Here is an 18,313-nt window from a genome sequence, read left to right as displayed (position 1 = left end):
TTAGCCGTCTTCGAGATGGAGAAGAAGCGACAGCGCGAGCATGAGGCCGGCGGCGGCCGGCGCCCAAGCCGCCAATACCACAGGGAGCGCCCCTGATTGCCCAAACTGCTCAGCGATATTCGAGAGCATGAAAAGGGCGAAGCCGGCTGCGACTCCGCCGCCGATCATCCGCCCCACGCCGCCTCTCCGGCTGCTCTGCATCGAGAATCCGGCCGCCACCAGGGACATCGTGGCACAGAGCAGCGGAAGTGCCAGCAAAGCCTGGAATCGCAAGCGGTGACCCACCGCCGAAAAGCCCGCGCGCTCCAGCACATGGATGAAGCCCGGCAGGCGCCAGAAGGAAAGCGCCTCGGGCGCCGCGAAGCTCTGCTGGATGCGGTCGATAGTCAGGTCTGTCGGCATCGCCATCGCGCTCGGTGGTGAGGGCAGCTTTCCTGGCACGAGGACGCGGGCATTGGCGAGTAGCCAGCTGTGGGGAATGAGCCGCGCCTGCATCGCTTCGATGCGGTCGATCATGTGATCGTTGGGACCGAGACGGAAGATGCTGACTTGCGAGGCGGTTAGCACGTTAGCCCTCATCATCACGCCACGCGCATGCATGATGGCGACACCCTGGACACTCCCGGTATTGTCCGCCTGGCGTAGCCAGAGCTGGCCGCCATTCAACGCGAGCGGACCGCCGCCGGCGTCGAGGAAGCTTTCCTGCAGCCGCTCCGCCTGGGCAAACAGCGCCGCCGAGACCGGGCTCAGCCCCCCGACGGCAAAGAGCCCGAGGGCGAGGGCACACAGCACCGGGCCGCCCAGAAACTGCCAGGCTGAAAGCCCGGCTGCCCGCGCCACTACCAGTTCAGAAGAGCGGGTAAGCCGCCAGAAGGCCCAGATGCCCCCAAGCAGGATGGCGAAGGGCAGGATCGTCATGACCACCCAGGGCGTCCGCAGCAGCGCCATCTCGACAATGAGGTTGAAGGTCGCGTCGGGGCGGGAGGCCGAGCGACGCAGCAACTCCAGGAAATCGAAGAGCGAGACCAGCCCGGTAAGGGCGGCAAGGACCGAAGCCACCGCGACGGAGAACTGCCGGCTGATGTAGATCGTCAGGATGGGAGACGGGAACATCGGCTCAGCCCGGCCCGCTAACGGTGTCGGGACGCGCGGAGACGAGAGACTCGGGTGGTGCCGGAACCCGGAAGCGCTCAGGCCGTAGTAGCAGCCATCCGGCGATCAGCCCGGGCAGCACCGCATGGGCCCAGACAAGAGGCAGCCAAGCGCTGTCGCGTGCAGCGATATTGTTGACCGTTAGCCCCAGCGCCACCAATCCCACCGTGATGGCGACGCCGATCAGCGGCCGCAGCAAACCGCCATGCCGCCGGAAAGCGCCGGTAAGAACCGAAGCGAGGGCGACCATTGCGTAGGAGATGATGGTGAGCGGCGCCGCGAGCCGCCGATGCGCCTCGGCCCGCCATTTCGGGATATCCTGCGGCCTGATCTCGCCGGGCGGCGGGTTGAGCAAATCATGCAGGGAAACCTCGGAATCGTCGCGGAAGCGGGCATCCTGTCCGCCGGCGCTTTCGGCGAGGTTAATGACGTTTTCGCTGAAGCTCAGCAGGTTGAGGCGCCCGGTCTTGGCATCAACCTCCTGCCGCACGCCCTTGAACAGCACCACGCGCGGACCGAGCGGGCCGGGAATGATCCGGCCGCCTTCGGCGAGGATGGTGGTGGGGTCGGTTCCGCTGCGCTCGTCATCGACCAGGATGCCGTGCAGCGTGCCGTCCTGGTCCCGTTTGCGGACATAGACGGTGAGGTTCGGGGCAATCGGCGTGAACACGCCCTCCTGCAGCAGGAAGGCGGCGATGCGGTTGCGAATTTCGAACTGGAACTCCCGGAAGGCGGCGAAACTCGCCGGCACCACCGAGAGGTTGAGCCAGTAGCAGAACAGCGTGACGAGCAGGGTCAGCAGCAAGGTAGGCTTGGCGAGCGCCAGTGGCGACTGGCCGGCCGCTCGCATCACGGTCAATTCGCGGTCGCCGGCCAGCCGCTGGTAGACGAATTGCACCACCACGAAGGTCGTGATGGGCAGTATCACCGCGATAAAGCTCGGGATCAGCAGCACAGTCAGCCGGAGGAAGACGAAGGGCGACAGGCCGCGATTGACGATGAGCTCGACGAAACGCAGCGACTGGGTGAGCCAGATGAGGGCGACGAGTGCCACGGTGACGGCGATCAGCGCCGTCAGCACCTGCTTGAAGATATAGCGGTCCAGGCGCGTGAACCCGGACCGGAAGGGGGAGGCGGTCGCCATATCTGCGTGTCGTATCCTGTCCTCGTCGGCGGCGCGGCAGCGTCCCGGGTCGGGAGGCGCCGGTTCTAATGGAGGGGGCCGGAATTCACAAAAGCCCCGGCCGTCCCTGTTTTTGGGCGGCCCTACCTTGGGGGGAGTTAAGGTGCGGGGAATGGGCGAAGTGGCGTAGAAGGTCGCCATGCCTCAACCCTTCCTCGGCCAAGGCCGCGCCCGCTGGCGGCGGCGACTCGTCGATGCCCTCCTGTTGCCTTTCGCGCTTATGCTCGTGCTCGGCGAGGCGATGCTGCGCTCGGGGTCGCGCGTGCTGCGGCGCTGGACGCCGGTTCGCCATCTTGAGGCGCGTCTGGCCCGGCTGCCGCCTTGGGCGATCCTTCCGCTGTTTCTCATCCCGGAGGCAATGAGCCATGTCGGCGGCTTCTATGCCGCCTTCCTCTTCGCCCACAAGCAATACGCCGCGGCGACCGCCGTCGTGGTGCTCATCAAGGGAGTGGGGGTGATCATCGCCCTCTGGATTTACCAAGCCTGCCGCCCTGCTCTCATGACGATTGGCTGGTTCGCATGGTTGCATGGCAAGGTTGAGGCGAGCCGCCGCTGGGCGACCAGCATCGTGGGGCCGAGCTGGCGGAGGGTCCGCGCGGGCGTAGCGCGGCTTCTGCGCGGCAACCACGGCGCCGTCAGCTCCGGCCGCCGCTTCGCCGCCTTACGGTCGCGCCTCGCGACACGCTTCGCACGCGACCCGACTAATCCGTGATCGACCGCCCGGCTTGAGGAACCGCGGCCGATTCCCAAGTCGGAGATCGGTTCATCATCAAGACGAAGGAGGCCGCGATGCCGGCAATTCTATTATGGCTGCTGGGGATCCCTATCCCGATCATCATTTTGCTGCTGATCTTCCACGTGCTCTGAGGGCGTGATCTTGTATCGAAGGGCGACCAGAAAAATCCGTCATGGCACGCGAAGGCGTGCCACCCACGCCTTGCTTCGTCGCGCAAGCGAAGGCGTGGATGCTCGGCCTTCGCCGAACATGACGTGTTGGCGCGCTTAATCAGCCGGATGCGCCAGCCAGTCCTCGACCAGCCGACGCGCGATGCTGTCGCCGCCCGGCAATTGGAAACCATGCTCCTCGGGTGACAGGCACATCGCGCGGGTGAACCAGCGGGCATCCGCCAGTTCCGCGTCGTGCAGGGTGATCTCCTCGGTCAGCCCCTCCGCGTAAAAGCCCAGCATCAGCGACGCCGGAAACGGCCAGGGCTGGCTCGAATGATAGGCGACATGGCCGACCCGGATGCCGGTTTCCTCATAGACCTCGCGCGCGACCGCTTCTTCCAGGCTTTCCCCCGGCTCCACGAAACCCGCCAGCGTCGAATACATCGCCGTCGGGAAACGCGAGGCGTGGCCGAGTAAAATGGAATCGCCGCGCGTCACCAGCATGATCACCGCCGGATCCGTGCGCGGAAAGTGATCCGTGCCGCAGCCGGTGCAGTGCATGACATGCCCTCCGCCCGTCGGCTCACAGGGCGCGCCACAAACACTGCAGAACCGGGTCCGGCTACGCCAGTGCAGCAGCCCGCGCGCATGAGCGAGGATCGATGCCTCGCCTGCCGGCAACAGGCTCGCGATCCCGCGTAAATCGCCAAACGCGCCATGATCGGGCGGCAGCAGCGCCGCCGGCTCCTCGGTCGCGCTGAGATCGACCGTGAAGATAGGCCGCCCGCTCCACATGCCAAGGAAAACCCACTCCGCTGGCTCAACCGCGCCGCGCAATGCCGCGGTCGGCTCGACAAAAACCGCCGCCGGCGCCTGTTCGCTTCGCAGCAGACTCTTGGTGCGCCACAGCGGCACCACCAGGGCGGTCTCCGCCGCGATCGCATCCGCAATCCACTCCGCATCCGGGCGTCGCTCCGCCATGCGGTCAAGCGGGCTGCCGGTGTACATATTTTTGCGGGAGGGTCTGATAGCGTTCATGGGTCTTGGTCGCATGGCCGCCGCGAGCGGACAACCCAGCGCGACACTTGCAGCGGGAAGGCTGCCACGCGATAATACCGCGTAGGGGGGTCGGCGGTGGACGGGCACCTCGCCAACCCGGTCAGGTCCGGAAGGAAGCAGCCGCAACGAGTTTCCGCTCGGGTCATCGTCCGGCCCCCCGCTTCTCCAGGCGCCCGCACTCAGCGCCCTCTCCCGGCCACGGTCCATATCCGCTAGAGAGGTCGTGTGGCCGATCTCGATTCCCCCGACGACACCCTGCCGATACCCGAAGGCCCCGGCCTGTTCGGCGATGCGGCGACGCCCGCGCCTTCATCCCGCCAGGCCTCCTACCGAGTCCTCGCCCGCGCCTATCGCCCGACGCGCTTCGAGGATTTGATCGGGCAGGAGGCGATGGTCCGCATTCTGCGCCGCGCCTTTGCCACCGGCCGCATCGCCCATGCCTTCATGCTCACCGGCGTGCGCGGCACCGGCAAAACCACCACCGCCCGCATCATCGCCCGCTGCCTCAACTGCACCGGCCCCGACGGCGCCGGCGGCCCCACGGCCGAGCCCTGCGGCGTCTGTTCCAACTGCCGTGCCATCATCGCCGACCGCCACCCCGACGTCATCGAGATGGACGCCGCCAGCAACACCGGCGTCGACGACGTACGCGAAATCATCGAGGCCACGCGCTTCCGCCCCATGGAGGCCCGCACCAAGGTCTTCATCATCGATGAAGTGCACATGCTGTCGCGCAACGCCTTCAACGCGCTGCTGAAGACGCTGGAGGAGCCGCCGCCGCATGTGAAGTTCGTCTTCGCGACGACCGAGTTGCGCAAGGTTCCCGTCACCGTTCTGTCCCGTTGCCAGAAATTCGACCTCCGCCGCGTCCCGGCCGCCGAACTCGCCGCCCACTTCACCCGTATCGCCGAGATCGAGCGCGTCGCCGTCTCCCCCGAAGCCATCGCCCTGATCGCCCGCGCGGCGGACGGTTCCGTGCGCGACGGTCTTTCTCTCCTCGACCAGGCCATCGCCATGGGGCCGGGCGACGACGGGGCCACCGTCAGCGCCGATGCGGTGGCGGACATGCTGGGCCTCGCCGATCGCGGCCTCGTCCTCGACCTCATGGAAGGCGTCATGGGCGGCCAGCCGGCGGCGGCCCTGGCGGCGCTGGACCAGGCCCATGAGCGCGGCGCCGATGCCGGGCTGGTGCTGCAGGACATGCTGGCGCTGGCCCATGTGCTGAGCCGCCTTAAAGCCTCGCCCGACCTGCGCCAAAGCCCCGACCTGCCCGAGGCCGAGCGTTCCCGTGGCGCGGCGCTCGCCGACCGCCTCAGCATCCCCATCCTCGGCCGCGCCTGGCAGATGCTGCTGCGCGGCGTGCAGGAGGTCGAGGCGGCGCCCGATCGCCGCGCCGCCACCGAGATGGTGCTCATCCGCCTCTGCTACCTCGCCGACCAGCCCCCGCCGGGTGAGCTGGTTCGCCGTCTGACTTCAGGCGAACCCAGCGCGCCCCGCCTGCCCGCACCCGCCGCCGCGCCGTCCCCCACGCCCGTCGCAGTAGCAACCGCTGTCGCAGCACCGCCCTTCGCGGTTGAACCGACCCGCGTGGAACAGCCTCGAGCGGACACGCCCCGCGCCTTCGCGAGCTACGGCAATACCAAAACCCAGGCCGCCATGGCTCCGGCTCCGCAGCCACTCGCCGAAGCGCCTCCGCCCGAAACTCCTTCGCCGGACGCCCCCCCCGCCTTGCCCGCGAGCTTCCGCGACGTGGTGATGCTGGTGCGCGACCTGAAGGAAGTCCGCCTCTACGGCCACCTACTGCACTCGGTCCATCTGGTCCGCTTCGCGCCTCCGGTCATCGAGTTGCGGCCGCAGCCCGAGGCGCCGCGCGACCTCGCCTCGAAACTCGCCGCCCTGCTCGGTGAGGCCACCGGCACCCGCTGGACCATCGCGCTCTCCGCTGCTCCTGGCGACCCCACCATCGACGAACAGCGCCAGACCGCCGAGCAATCGCTGCTGGCCGAGGCTGGTGAGCACCCGCTGGTCCGCGCCATCCTGACGAGTTTCCCCGGCGCCAAGTTGCAAGCCGTGCGCGATCCGCTGGCCGAGGAATTCCCAGCGCCGCCCGCTCCGGTTATGCCGGCCGCCGAAGCCGGGCTAGAGATGCCGCCGGACATGCCGGATTTCGCGCCGCCGGAGGCGGAGCTGGTCGGCTCGATGAACCCGGACCTGGATTACGAGGCCGAGATGGCGTTGGAGGAAGATCGATGAAGAACCTGGCCGGGCTGATGAAGCAGGCGTCGCAGATGCAGCAGAAAATGCAGGAAATGCAGGAATTGCTGGAAAGCCGCGAGGTCGAGGGGCAGGCCGGCGCCGGCATGGTGGTCGTGACGCTGAGCGGCAAGGGCGACATGCGCCGGGTCAAGATCGACCCCAAGCTCGCCGATCCGGCCGAGATGGAGATGCTTGAGGATCTGATCCTCGCCGCCCATACCGACGCCAAGCGCAAGGTCGAGGCGCTGGCCGCCGAGGAAATGCAGAAGGCGACGGGTGGTTTGCAGCTTCCAGCCGGGATGAAGCTGCCCTTCTAGGCGTATCGGCTAATGGGCGGCCCGGAAGTCGAGCGGCTGATCGGGCTGCTGGCACGCTTGCCCGGCCTCGGCCCGCGCAGCGCCCGCCGAGCGGCGCTCCGCATGCTGCAACAGCCCGAGGCCCGTATGGTGCCTTTGGCGCAAGCGCTGGTGGAGGCCGCCCGCGCGGTGCGGCCCTGCGAGCTTTGCGGCAACCTCGACAGCCAGGACCCCTGCGCCATCTGCGCCAATCCTGAGCGCGACCGCTCGCTGATCTGCGTGGTCGAGGGTGTCGGCGATCTCTGGGCTCTGGAACGCGCGCAAGCGCATCGCGGGCTGTACCATGTGCTCGGCGGCACTTTGTCGCCGCTGGCAGGGGTGGGACCCGAGGACCTCAGCCTGACCCCGCTGCTGCGCCGCATAGCGGAGGGCGAGGCGCGCGAGGTCATTCTGGCTTTGGGCGCGACAGTGGATGGTGCCGCGACGGCGCATTGGCTGATGGATCGTCTGGCGGCACTGCCGGTGGAAGTGTCGCGAGTTGCCCAGGGCGTCCCGATTGGGGGCGCGCTGGAGGTGCTGGATGACGGCACACTGGCGACGGCTCTGCGCGCAAGACGGGTTGTTTAAGATGTCACTCAAAGGCCGCACGTAACGGGATTGTTACATCCCAAAACGAGAACCTTTGCCGCTTGGCACACGATTTGCTGGATTATCGAAACATTTCAGCAAGGAGTGGCGATTGTGAGCGATCAGACCAGACCGGCGCTCTCCGAGCATCATGCCGCTCGCGCCCATGCGAAGCGCGCCTGGCTCGACTCGCACGAACATGGCTACGACAAAGGCCTCAAACCCCGTCAGGTCACCATGATCGCGATCGGCGGCGCGATCGGCACCGGTCTATTCCTCGGCGCCGGCGGGCGGCTTCAGAGCGCCGGACCTGCACTGGCGCTGGTGTATCTGGTCTGCGGTGTTTTCTCGTTCCTCATCCTGCGCGCTCTCGGCGAGCTTGTGATGCATCGCCCGACGTCAGGTAGTTTCGTATCCTATGCACGGGAATTTCTAGGCGAACGCGGATCCTTCGTCGCCGGTTGGCTCTATTACTTGAACTGGGCGATGACCGGCATTGTCGATATCACCGCCGTCGCGCTTTACATGAAATATTGGGGCACCTTCTCGGATGTGCCGCAATGGCTCTTTGCCCTGGCGGCGCTTGCGCTCGTCACGGTCATGAATATGATCGCCGTGAGCTGGTTCGGGGAGATGGAGTTCTGGTTCTCGCTGGTGAAGGTGACGGCGCTGGTGCTGTTCCTGATTATCGGCGTGGTTTTCCTGATCAGCGGCCATCACATCGCCGGCCACACCACGGGACTGCATCTGATCGCCGATCATGGCGGCATTTTCCCGCATGGTCTGCTGCCCGCCATCATCATCGTGCAAGGCGTCGTCTTTGCCTATGCGGGCGTGGAGCTGATCGGCACGGCGGCAGGCGAGGCGCAGGATGCGCGCCGGGTCTTGCCGCGCGCCATCAACAGCGTGATGTGGCGCATCGCCCTTTTCTATGTCGGCTCCGTGGTGTTGCTGGTGCTGCTGCTGCCTTGGACCGCATACAAGGCGGGCGTGAGCCCCTTCGTCACCTTCTTCGGTGCGCTCGGCGTGCCGGGTATTGGCTCCGTAATGAACGTGGTCGTGCTTACGGCGGCGCTCTCCAGCCTGAATTCGGGATTGTATTCCACAGGCCGCGTCTTGCGCTCGCTGGCCATGGGCGGTTCCGCGCCGCCCTTCGTCGCGAAGATGAACGTGCATAAGGTGCCCTATGGCGGCATCCTTGTGACAGTCGCGATCTATCTCATCGGTGTCGTGCTGAACTATATAGTGCCGTCCAGCGTGTTTGAGATCGTGCTGAACATCGCCTCGCTCGGTATCGTAAGCACCTGGGGCTTCATCATCATCTGCCAGATGATGTTTCGCCGCGCCGTGAATCGTGGCGAACTGCAAGGGGTGGATTTCCGCATGCCCTTCGCGCCACTGACATCGTGGCTCACCCTCGCCTTCCTGTTCGGTGTGCTGGTTCTGATGGGCTTCGACTATCCCGATGGTACCTTCACGATCGTTGCCATCCCCTTCGTGGCGGCGGCGCTCGCGATCGGCTGGTTCTACCTCAAGCGCAGCGCGCTCATCAGCCCAACCATTCCTTCCTTCCTGCTGACCCGCGCTGTCGAGGACGACGACTCAGATCCCAAGTAATTTGGTCACACCTCGATACGGCGGAATGCGCGTTGCGGCGCATTCCGCCGTAAACATTACTGCCCTCGTTCGATCCCCACCGCCGCGCCGCGCGTAAAGATCGCCGTTAGCGTGTCGCCCACTTTTACGTTGGGGAGGCGCGCCTGCATCTGTGGGTCGGTTACCGGCAGCACCTCGACACGGCCGCCGTCCGGCGGTGCCAGCGAGATCGTATTCGCCGAAGGGTCGACACCAACGACGAGGCCCGTCACCACCAGCCGCGCATGCGCGGCGATCGTCGGATCTGCCGCGCCTGGCGCTGAGGTTTTCGACTTGGTGGTCAGCGAATCGGGCGGCAGCGGCGTGCCGCGGCCGGACAGTACGAAGGATACGGCCTGATGGTAATGCAGCACGATGACATCGCCCTGCTTCAGCCGCTCAGCTCCGGAAATCGTCGGGTCATAGGTCACGAACAGCGGTGCGCCCGAGGCGTCCCGCACTTCGAGCAAATGCGACGTTGGATTGGCCATCACCACCAAGGCGCGGATCGTCACGGTCTGGCTGCTGCCGGCGCCGCCCATGGCCGAGGCCTGAGCCAGTGCATGTCGGGGCAGCATCGGCGCCGCAAGCAAAAGGGCGCCGAGCACCCAAGGAACGCGGGCGAATTTCATGGATGGAATCCTCTTTTATTTAATATTCAGCCGAAACGATGTCGCAGCACTGCCACCTGCTCAGGGGTGAGCGGGCGAATCCGGTGTCCTTCTAACATTAAATGAAGCTTCGCGGTCTCCTCCAACTCCTCGATCGCCGCCGCTGCCGCCGAGAGGGAAGTGCCCGCCACCACCGGCCCGTGATTGGCCAGCAGCACCGCATGATGCTTGCCTACCAATGGCCGCACCGCCTCGGCCAGCGCGGTGTCGCCGGGCGGGAAATAAGGCACCAGCGGCAGGCGGCCGACGCGCATCACGTAATAGGCGGTGATCGGCGGCAGCACGTCCTCCGGATCGATGTCGGCGAGCACGGAGACCGCGACGGAATGCGTCGAATGCAGATGCACCACGGCGCCAGCATCGGGCCGACCCTCATACATCACGCGATGCAGAAAGGCCTCCTTGGTCGGCGGCTCGCCGGCGATGAGGCTTCCGTCAGTGGCGATATGAGAGAGGCGGGCGGGGTCGAGGTCCCCCAGCGTCACATTGGTTGGTGTCATCAGCCAGCCATCCGGCACCGCGACGCTGATATTGCCCGAACTGCCAAAGGTCAGGCCCCGCGCATAGAGGCTGTGGCCGAGGCGGCAGATGGCCTCGCGCGCCGCGGCATGGCTCACAGCGGCTGCTCCATGGCGGTGAGGGCGCGGGCGAAGAAATCGGGTCCGCCGAAATTGCCGGACTTCAGGGCGAGCACGAGGTCCCTGTCGCCAATGGTCCGCAGCACCGGCACGCCGGGTGCGATCTCGGGACCGAGCAGGAACGCGGCCAGCCCGAGCCGGTCGACCACGGCGCCGGAGGTCTCGCCCCCTGCGACCACCAGCCGCCCGACACCGGCATGGACCAGGCCCTCGGCGATGGTCGCCAGCGCCTGCTCGATGGCATGTCCGGCAGCGGCGCCGCCATGCTTGGCTTGCAGCGCTGTCACATCCTCTGGCATGGCACTGCTCGCGATCAGCACCGGGCCAAGTGCAAGGCGCGACTTGGCCCAGGCGAGCGCTTCCACTGCCTCGGTCGCGCCCTCAGTCACCAGGCGCTCGGGCGAGAGGTGGCGCACCGGCATCGCGTGTTCGGCGACGGCGATCTGCTCCAGCGTGGCGCGGGAGCAACTGCCGGCGATGATGGCGGCATGACCAGGTGGCGCCGCGCGTTGATCGCCGCTTGCCGACGCTGCCGTCACCCGGCCCCGAGCCACCAGGGCGCGGGCGAGACCGAGGCCGAGACCTGAGGCGCCGGTCGAAAGCGGGTTGTCGAGCACAGCCTCGCCGATGGTCTCCAGATGGCGATCGAAGATGGCGTCGATGATGGCGTCGCCATAGCCCTCGGCGGCCAAGGCCGCGAGCGCTTCCCGCAAAGCCTCGACTCCCGCTTCGACGGTGGCGATCGGCACGAGGCCGACAGTGCTGCTGCTCTGGCGCGCGAGGACGCGGACGAGATTGGCGTCGCGCATCGGGTTGAGCGGGTGGTCCTTCAGCGGACTCTCGTTCAGCGGGACGGAGCCGACATAGAGGTTGCCCTGGAACACGGTCCGGTTGGTGCCGGGGAAAGCGGGCGTGACGGCGACGATCGACGCGCCGCAATCCGCCCGTAGCGCATCCGTTACCGGTCCGATATTGCCGGCATCGGTCGAATCGAAGGTCGAGCAGATCTTGAACAGCACATGGCTCGCCCCGGCGGTGCGCAACCAGCGGTCGGCCAAGCGCGACAAAGCGATGGCTTCCTCCGCCGGGATCGAACGGCTTTTGAAGGCAATCACCATCGCATCGACCTCCGGCAGGTCGAGGCCGGGGGCGGGAAGGCCGATGGTCTGGATGGTGCGCAGACCTTGGCGCGTCAGCGTATTCGCAAGGTCGGAGGCACCGGTATAGTCGTCGGCGATGCAGCCGAGGACGAGGGTCACGCGCGACCCCTCCACGGCGCGAACCAGCCGAGGCCGGCTACGGTGTCTCCCGCCGGGCGGTATTCGCAGCCGACGAAACCGTCATAGCCGAGCCGGTCCAGAGCGGCGAAGACATAGGCTGCGTCTAGCTCGCCGCTATCCGGCTCGTGCCGATCGGGAACGCCGGCGATCTGCACATGGGCGATCAGGGGCATCATGGCTTCCAGCGCTTTCGTCACGTCGCCATGCATGATCTGGCGGTGGTAGATGTCGAATTGCAGCTTCAGGTTCGGCAACTTGAGTTCCGTGATGAGCGCGGCAGCCCAGGCGAAGTCGTTGAGGAAATAGGCGGGCATGTCGCGGCCATTGATCGGCTCGATCACCAGCGTGATGCCCTTCGGCGCGAGACGTTCCGCCACCATCCGGACGCCTGCCCGATAGGCCGCCACCGCTGAGGTGTTTTCGCGCGAGGCGTTCCCGGCCATGAGGTGGAGCGTCTTGCAGCCCGTCGCCGCGGTGTAGCGCAATGCGGTGTCCACGCCGGCGGCCAACTCGTCCGCACGGGCAGGGAGTGCCGCGAGGCCGCGTTCGCCGAGCGCGAAGTCGCCGGGCGGCAGGTTGAACAGGGCCTGGGTCAGGCCGTTACGGCGAAGGGCGTCTCCCACGGCTTCCGGCGTGTGATCGTAGGGAAAAAGGAATTCCACCGCCGTGAAGCCGGCCTCCGAGGCCGCGGCGAAGCGGTCGAGGAAGGGATGCTCCGTGAACATCATACTGAGATTGGCCGCGAAGCGGGGCATTGGCGCGCGTTTCCTGACGCTGTTTGTCGGGAGGCTAGATCAAAAATGACGAGTCATGAAGGTGCTGGGCGAATTCGCGAAGCGGCGCAACGCGCCATGATATTATTCAGTGCAGGCTCAGTGTTGAGCGATCGTTCAGCATCTGTTAATGGTCGCGTGTCGGGTGTCATGCGCCCGAAAAGCAGGGGGACAGCCCGATGTCGATGATCCTGGAGCGGCCGAATGTCGCGAACCCCGTGCCGACGCTGCCCGCGTCGCTCTATCGCGATCCCGCGCAGTTCGAGCGCGAGCGGCAGGCGATCTTCACCAAGGAATGGCTGCTGTATGGCCGCAGCGACCAGCTCGCGAAGCCCGGCGACTATCTCGCGCTCACCATCGTCGGTTATCCGGTCGTCGTCGTCCGCCAGAAGGACGGCACGCTGAAGGGTTTCCACAACGTGTGCCGTCATCGCGCTGCGGCGCTGGCACAGAATCCGGAAGGCGCGTTTTCCGGCGGCATGATCCGCTGTCCCTATCATAGCTGGACCTATGAGCTGAATGGCTGCCTCAACCGCTCGCCGGGCTTCGGTGCCGAGAAAGGCGCGATCGATCCTGCGCAGTGGTCGCTCTTTCCGATTTCCGCTGACGAGTGGCGCGGCCTTGTCTTCGTGCGGATCGCGACAGCGGGTCCGACGCTCGTGGAATGGCTCGGTCCCATCGTGCCGATGGCGGCGCAATATCCGCTGCAGGACCAGCGCTTCTTCATGGAGAAGAACCAGGAGGTCGCGATCGACTGGAAAGTCTACGGCGAGAACTATCTGGAATGCTACCACTGCCCGAATATGCATCCGGGCCTTTGCGAATCGCTCGACATCTCGAAATACACGATCGATTCTTATCCGGAGGATGGGTTTTTCCATCTGTATGGCCCCAAGCGTGATGGCGGCTTCACGGATGGTCTGTATTTCTATCGGTTCCCATTCCTGATGCTGAACTTCTACCAATGGGGCAGCTCGATCGCGACCGTGGAGCCACTGGGTGCGGGGCGGCTGCGTCACATCAATTGGTATTTGTTCTCCGACCTTAGCCCGGAGAAGGCTGAGGAGAACCGGCGCTCGGCTGAATGGTCGGCGCAAATCGTCGCCGAGGATATGGATATGAACGTGACCGTGCAGCGCAACTTGGAAATCGGCGTCTATGATCGCGGCATTCTTTCGCCGAAGCAGGAGCGCGCGGTCGGCGCCTTCCAGAATATGGTGCGCGCCGCCATGCCCGGCCTGGAAGGCTGATCCGGATGCTTGACGCTATCGCCCCCGGCCAGGCCGCGCAGACGGCCGCCAAGACCTATGATGCCGTCATCATCGGCAGCGGCCATAACGGTCTTGTCTGCGCCAATTATCTTGCCCGCAAGGGATTGAAGGTCGCGGTGTTGGAGCGCCGCCACGTGATCGGCGGTGCGGCGGTGACGGAGGAGATCGCGCCCGGTTTTCGCGCCTCGATCTTCTCGTATCTGATGAGTCTGCTGCATCCTCGCATCATTAAGGACTTCGACCTCAAGCGGCATGGGCTGACGGTATTGCCCTGCTCGGACATGATCTCGTCGGTGTCCTATGACGACTACATCCTGTTTTCCGAGGATATGGCGAAAACCCAGGCAAGCTTCGCCAAGTTTTCGCTGCACGATGCCGAGATCTATCCGGCTTTCGACGCCTATCTGAAGGAGGCGACCAAGGTCGTGCAGTCCCTCTTGTGGGAAACGCCGATCGATCCGTCCAAGGCGAATTGGAAGAATTTCCGCGAAGGCGCTGGTCTGCTGTGGAAGTACCGCCGCATCGGCAAGAAGATGTATCGCCTCGTCGATCTCCTCACGATGAGCGCCTATGACTATCTCAAGGAATGGTTCGACGACGACCGCGTGATGGCATGCCTCGCCTATTACGCCTCGATCGGAACCTTCGCGGGGCCGAAGAGTCCAGGGACCGCGTATGTCATCATGCATCACATCATGGGAGAGCATGAGGGCGCCGGCGGCTGGGGCTTCATCAAGGGCGGCATGGGTTCGATCACCCAGGCGCTCGCCGCGGCCGGGCGGGAGATGGGCGTCGAGATCTTCACTGAGACCGCGGTCGCCGAAATTCGCGTGACCAATGGCCGCGCGAGCGAAGTGGTGACGACGAAGGGCGATGTTTTCCGCGCCCGCGTCGTGGCTTCGGGCGCCAATGCCAAGGCGGTCTATCTCGACATGCTGGACGAGAAACACGTGCCGCCGGAGGTGCTGCGAGAGGTGCGCGGCTACCGGACTTTCTCCACTGCCTTCAAGATGAACATCGCCTGCGAGCGGCCGCCGCAATATCGCATCCTGGAGAAGGCTCGGGCCGACGGTTCATTGGGCAATTTCCCCTACCCAACATACTGCCACATCGCGCCGGATATCGATTATCTCGAACGCGCCTATGATGATGCGAAGCACGGCTGGTATTCGTCCGAGCCCTTCATGACGCTTTGCACGCCGACCATCGTTGATGACACGCTGTCGCCGCCGGGCAAGCATGTGGTGAATGTTTTCGGTGGCCACGCGCCCTATAAGCTCAAGAACGGTGACTGGGGCGTCGAGAAGGAGAAGTTCAAGTCGATCGTGCTGAAGACGATCGACAACTACGCGCCGGGCTTCTCAAATGACGTCATCGCGGCGCAGACATTGGTGCCGCCCGATCTAGAGGCGATGATCGGCGTGCCGCAGGGCCATATCTTCCATGGCGAGCTTTCAGCCGACCAGCTTTTCTTCCAGCGCCCGGTTTCCGGCTATGCCGATTATCGCACGCCGGTGAAGGGTCTTTACCTCTGCGGCGCCTCGACCCATCCGGGTGGTGGCGTGTCGGGTATTCCCGGGCACAATGCGGCGCGCGAGATCCTGCGAGACATCCGGGGGCGGAAGGTTTAGCGCCCGGAGGGATCAAGCCGCTTGCCGCGGCTTGGTCGTCTTGGTCAGCGTGAAATCGACATGCACTGAGTCATAGGGGAAGACCACACCGCCATCGGTGCGGTCGATCACTCCGGCCTGGATAAGCGCCGTTACATCTCCGTGAACGGCTTTGACGTCTCGCCTGACGCGGCGCGCGACCTCGCGGATCGACATTTCGCTCTGCCCAGTCAGCGCTTGCAGGATCTCCCAACGCTTCACGGTGAGCGTCTGCACAAGCAACTCAAAGGAGCCGAAAGAAATGTAAGCGCCTTGATGCTCGCCCTTGAAAGCGGCGCGGGCGCGGGGGCCGACATCCTCGCGCGTAGCGACCGAAAGTGTCACGTTGTTCATTCGGGTCTCCATCGGTCCACATCCTGCCAAAAATCCCCGAGAAGTTCATCGGGCGTCCTGAAGTCGTAGGGCGCCTCAAGACCGCCGATATGGCGATGGTCGCCTTTCACGGCTTCATTGTCGTAGCGGAACACACAGAGCTTAGCGACGACATAGGCCAAGGCATGTTTGTAGCTATGCGCTGATCCGGCTACCGGTCGCGGCACCTGCCAAACCCGCAACTCCACAAAGGCATCGACCCGGAGCTGGAGGCGCTCATGAAGCAGGAGCCGAGCTTTCATGTTGGAAATTACTCCAACACGCGGGTGATGTCAATCGCTCCAACGCCGTGCTGCGTTTATTTCCGTGTCGTGATGGTCTGAGGACGTCTACCTGTCCTCACGTGTGTGCCTTAGTCGCAGGACGAAGATTGTCCCGTCGCAGACCTCGTAGCGAATCTAGTAGTGGCCGACGAAGATCCGGCGGATGTGATATGGGCTGAACTCGTCGAGCTTTTCGCCAAGATGCGGGTGTTTGGTTAGCCATAACGGCGCGGCGGTCAGTGAACGCACGATCTCCCCGGCGGCCTTGGCATTGACCGAGGCTAGGAAGTCATGGAGGCGTGACAGGTCGGATAAGGCGCGGCCCGTCCACCGTAGATTCAGGGCGTAACGGTAGGGGCCGGAAGCGGCGCATCGCTGCCGAGGCTATCGGCCCAGGCTTGCACGGCCTGGTGGTCTATAACCTGCCCTGCATCGACCTCGGCCATCGCTTCCAGCGTTAGCCGCCGCCGCTCTTCGTCCTGCTCGATCCAGGCGGTCAGGGCCTGCTTGACGATCCAGCCGCGCGAACGCTCCAGCCGGGCCGCGAGCAGATCGACCTTCTCCGCGAGCGGCAACGGACGAGGGTCGTCAGGACTCTCGTCTCCATGAGGACACTCCACTAATCACACCCAATCATCATGATTGGGTGTGATTGCCGCAAGCCGATTATTTCCGTGTTGTGACGTCCCGGCCGCTCTCGTCACCGAGCACATCCACCACGTAAAGCTCCGACACCAGCACCAGGGCGGCGGCGGCCAGGGGGCTCGCCATGATGATGCCCATCGGGCCGAAGACGGTGCCCATGAAGGTCATCGACAGGATCAGCAAAGCGGGCGGCAGCTTCACCATTCGGTCCTGCACCAGGGGCGAGACGACATAGCCCTCGACGAGATGACAGACGCCGAAGACAAGCAGCGTCATCAGCACCATGTGCCAGCCGGAGCCGAGGGCTATGGCAAGTGCCGGGATCGCCGCCAGGATGGCGCCGAAATAGGGCACGAAGGTCAGCAGACCCGCCAGCACGCCCAAAGCCAAAGCGAGAGGCATGCCGACCAGCATCAGGCCGATGGTGGTCAGGACGCCGACCACCAGCATGTCCACGAGCTGGCCCATGAACCACCAGCGCCAGGCATGGGCGACTTTGCCCATCACCTCGCGGATGCGGACACGGCGCGGCTCAGGCACCAGCTTGACCAGACCTTTGGTGTAGAGGTCGGGATTGGCCGAGAAATAGAGCATCGTCACGATCAGCACGAGGAAGGAGGCCACGCCCTCGATCGAGGCCCCGGCGGCGGCCGCCGCGGGAGCGGCGAGCGACTTCGGGTCCGGCGCGCCCGAGGAGGCCTTTTGCATGATCATGCGGCCCCAGCTGGTCTGGCCGTAGCGGTTCTTGAGGTCGGTGCCCTCCTGGATGAGGTGCTTCACAAGGTCCTGACCCTGCTGGAGCAGCTGCGGTCCGACCCAAACGCAGAAGCCGACGATGAGCAGCAGGATCAGCAGGCTGATGATCGCGAGGGCCCAATGCGTCGAGAGCGGGGAATGGCGCGCTACCCGCTCGGCCGCGCCGCGCAGGGAGACGGCGAGCAGGGTGGCGAGCAGCACCAGCAGCAACTCGCCATGGAGCAGCCAGAGCACGATGCCGGCGAGAATGAGACCGATGCCCCAGACCAGCGTGTTGCGGATCGAAAGGTCGGCGGCGGCGATCTTGGTGGAGCCGAGCACGTTGTGGCTAATCCTTCACGGTGGCGCTGCGTGCGGCGGAAAGCCGCATAAGTTCGGCGGCGGTGGTTTGGAAGACATGGGCGGGGCTGCCCGCCGCTGCCCAGATTGTGTCGAAGGCGAGCAGATCTTCATCCAACAGGGTGACGGGTGCCGTGGCATGGGCGATGGGTGGCACGCCGCCCGGCGCGAAGCCGGTTTTCTCGCGCACGAAGTCAGGATCTGCGCGGCTCACGCCTTGGCCCAGTTCCTTCGAGATTCGGGGCAGGCTGATACGGTTGGGTCCCGAGGCGATGACAAGCACCGGGGTATCGCCGATGCGGAAGACGATGGATTTCGCGATCTGCCTCGGGCTGCAGCCGATGGCGGCCGCGGCCTCGGCGGCCGTGTGGGTGCTTTGGTCGAACGTCTTGATGGTGTCGGGGTGGCCAGCCGCGCGCAACGCGTCGCGCACTTGCTCCACCTCCGCCGGGCTCTCGTCGGCCATTCTCGCTCCGCCGTGGTTCATCTCACCTATAGATGGCATGAACTAAGCCACTGTCGATCCGTGGAGTTTTTGT

Annotated in this window: 20 protein-coding genes and 1 other RNA gene; 8 read left to right on the top strand and 13 right to left on the bottom strand. The window is 65.1% G+C overall.

Annotated elements, in window-relative coordinates; all coding sequences use genetic code 11:
- Window positions 1-1,113, bottom strand: coding sequence for an LPS export ABC transporter permease LptG (gene lptG / locus GSQ92_RS09695; protein ID WP_159013395.1), 1,113 nt, complete (start codon window positions 1,111-1,113; stop codon window positions 1-3).
- Between the two features lie 4 nt (window positions 1,114-1,117).
- Window positions 1,118-2,296, bottom strand: a complete 1,179-nt coding sequence (gene lptF / locus GSQ92_RS09690) for an LPS export ABC transporter permease LptF (protein ID WP_158803060.1) — start codon at window positions 2,294-2,296, stop codon at window positions 1,118-1,120.
- A gap of 178 nt (window positions 2,297-2,474) precedes the next feature.
- On the opposite strand from lptF, the gene GSQ92_RS09685 reads away from it, so the two are divergent.
- Window positions 2,475-3,047 (top strand): hypothetical protein, encoded by a 573-nt coding sequence (locus GSQ92_RS09685; RefSeq protein ID WP_158803059.1) that lies wholly within the window; start codon window positions 2,475-2,477, stop codon window positions 3,045-3,047.
- 290 nt (window positions 3,048-3,337) lie between these two features.
- Here GSQ92_RS09685 and nudC read toward each other — a convergent pair whose 3' ends face one another.
- Window positions 3,338-4,261, bottom strand: coding sequence for an NAD(+) diphosphatase (nudC, locus tag GSQ92_RS09680; protein WP_158803058.1), 924 nt, complete (start codon window positions 4,259-4,261; stop codon window positions 3,338-3,340).
- Between the two features lie 84 nt (window positions 4,262-4,345).
- On the opposite strand from nudC, the gene ffs reads away from it, so the two are divergent.
- The 5 genes from ffs (at window position 4,346) to ansP (ending at window position 9,078) form a co-directional block, all read left to right on the top strand.
- Window positions 4,346-4,444: signal recognition particle sRNA small type (gene ffs, locus GSQ92_RS09675), an RNA gene on the top strand.
- Between the two features lie 63 nt (window positions 4,445-4,507).
- Entirely contained in the window at window positions 4,508-6,535 is a 2,028-nt protein-coding gene (locus tag GSQ92_RS09670) for a DNA polymerase III subunit gamma/tau (protein ID WP_158803057.1), read from the top strand.
- Window positions 6,532-6,855 carry a YbaB/EbfC family nucleoid-associated protein gene (locus GSQ92_RS09665; RefSeq protein WP_158803056.1) on the top strand — a complete coding sequence of 108 codons (324 nt, stop codon included), beginning with the start codon at window positions 6,532-6,534 and terminating at the stop codon, window positions 6,853-6,855. Before GSQ92_RS09670 ends, GSQ92_RS09665 begins: the two co-directional genes overlap by 4 nt.
- A gap of 12 nt (window positions 6,856-6,867) precedes the next feature.
- The gene (gene recR, locus GSQ92_RS09660) at window positions 6,868-7,461 is read left to right on the top strand and encodes a recombination mediator RecR (RefSeq protein ID WP_158803055.1); all 594 of its coding nucleotides are present in this window, start codon (window positions 6,868-6,870) and stop codon (window positions 7,459-7,461) included.
- A gap of 114 nt (window positions 7,462-7,575) precedes the next feature.
- The gene (gene ansP, locus GSQ92_RS09655) at window positions 7,576-9,078 is read left to right on the top strand and encodes an L-asparagine permease (protein WP_254065630.1); all 1,503 of its coding nucleotides are present in this window, start codon (window positions 7,576-7,578) and stop codon (window positions 9,076-9,078) included.
- A gap of 56 nt (window positions 9,079-9,134) precedes the next feature.
- Here the strand turns inward: ansP and GSQ92_RS09650 are convergent, their stop codons facing one another.
- The 4 genes from GSQ92_RS09650 to otnI are packed head-to-tail and all read right to left on the bottom strand — an operon-like array spanning window position 9,135 to window position 12,440.
- Window positions 9,135-9,728 carry a hypothetical protein gene (locus GSQ92_RS09650; protein WP_158803054.1) on the bottom strand — a complete coding sequence of 198 codons (594 nt, stop codon included), beginning with the start codon at window positions 9,726-9,728 and terminating at the stop codon, window positions 9,135-9,137.
- A gap of 26 nt (window positions 9,729-9,754) precedes the next feature.
- Window positions 9,755-10,384 (bottom strand): 3-oxo-tetronate 4-phosphate decarboxylase, encoded by a 630-nt coding sequence (otnC, locus tag GSQ92_RS09645; RefSeq protein ID WP_159013394.1) that lies wholly within the window; start codon window positions 10,382-10,384, stop codon window positions 9,755-9,757.
- Entirely contained in the window at window positions 10,381-11,664 is a 1,284-nt protein-coding gene (gene otnK, locus GSQ92_RS09640) for a 3-oxo-tetronate kinase (RefSeq protein ID WP_158803052.1), read from the bottom strand. Before otnK ends, otnC begins: the two co-directional genes overlap by 4 nt.
- Window positions 11,661-12,440 carry a 2-oxo-tetronate isomerase gene (gene otnI / locus GSQ92_RS09635; protein ID WP_158803051.1) on the bottom strand — a complete coding sequence of 260 codons (780 nt, stop codon included), beginning with the start codon at window positions 12,438-12,440 and terminating at the stop codon, window positions 11,661-11,663. Before otnI ends, otnK begins: the two co-directional genes overlap by 4 nt.
- Before the next feature lie 197 nt (window positions 12,441-12,637).
- On the opposite strand from otnI, the gene GSQ92_RS09630 reads away from it, so the two are divergent.
- Window positions 12,638-13,708: an aromatic ring-hydroxylating dioxygenase subunit alpha gene (locus tag GSQ92_RS09630; RefSeq protein WP_159013393.1), complete on the top strand. Its 1,071-nt coding sequence runs from the start codon at window positions 12,638-12,640 to the stop codon at window positions 13,706-13,708.
- Between the two features lie 5 nt (window positions 13,709-13,713).
- A complete protein-coding gene (locus GSQ92_RS09625) occupies window positions 13,714-15,360 on the top strand; it encodes an NAD(P)/FAD-dependent oxidoreductase (protein WP_158803049.1) in 1,647 nt (548 codons plus the stop codon).
- 12 nt (window positions 15,361-15,372) lie between these two features.
- Here GSQ92_RS09625 and GSQ92_RS09620 read toward each other — a convergent pair whose 3' ends face one another.
- From GSQ92_RS09620 to GSQ92_RS09595, 6 genes are all read right to left on the bottom strand, one after another.
- Complete coding sequence (locus tag GSQ92_RS09620) at window positions 15,373-15,732, bottom strand: transcriptional regulator (protein ID WP_158803048.1); 360 nt, start codon at window positions 15,730-15,732, stop codon at window positions 15,373-15,375.
- Window positions 15,729-16,013 carry a DUF6516 family protein gene (locus GSQ92_RS09615; protein WP_158803047.1) on the bottom strand — a complete coding sequence of 95 codons (285 nt, stop codon included), beginning with the start codon at window positions 16,011-16,013 and terminating at the stop codon, window positions 15,729-15,731. The genes GSQ92_RS09620 and GSQ92_RS09615 overlap by 4 nt, the downstream gene beginning before the upstream one ends.
- Window positions 16,014-16,169: 156 nt before the next feature.
- Window positions 16,170-16,376: a type II toxin-antitoxin system RelE/ParE family toxin gene (locus GSQ92_RS31680; RefSeq protein WP_216850072.1), complete on the bottom strand. Its 207-nt coding sequence runs from the start codon at window positions 16,374-16,376 to the stop codon at window positions 16,170-16,172.
- Entirely contained in the window at window positions 16,373-16,609 is a 237-nt protein-coding gene (locus GSQ92_RS09605) for a CopG family ribbon-helix-helix protein (protein ID WP_254065629.1), read from the bottom strand. The genes GSQ92_RS31680 and GSQ92_RS09605 overlap by 4 nt, the downstream gene beginning before the upstream one ends.
- 91 nt (window positions 16,610-16,700) lie before the next feature.
- Window positions 16,701-17,756 (bottom strand): AI-2E family transporter, encoded by a 1,056-nt coding sequence (locus GSQ92_RS09600; protein WP_158803045.1) that lies wholly within the window; start codon window positions 17,754-17,756, stop codon window positions 16,701-16,703.
- 7 nt (window positions 17,757-17,763) lie between these two features.
- Window positions 17,764-18,240, bottom strand: a complete 477-nt coding sequence (locus GSQ92_RS09595; RefSeq protein WP_158803044.1) for a YbaK/EbsC family protein — start codon at window positions 18,238-18,240, stop codon at window positions 17,764-17,766.
- Window positions 18,241-18,313 lie beyond the last annotated feature (73 nt).

The organism is Acidisoma sp. S159, from assembly GCF_009766125.1.
Classification (GTDB): domain Bacteria; phylum Pseudomonadota; class Alphaproteobacteria; order Acetobacterales; family Acetobacteraceae; genus Acidisoma.
Note: the sequence above shows the minus strand (reverse complement) of the source record. Positions and strands in the feature narration are given on the sequence as shown.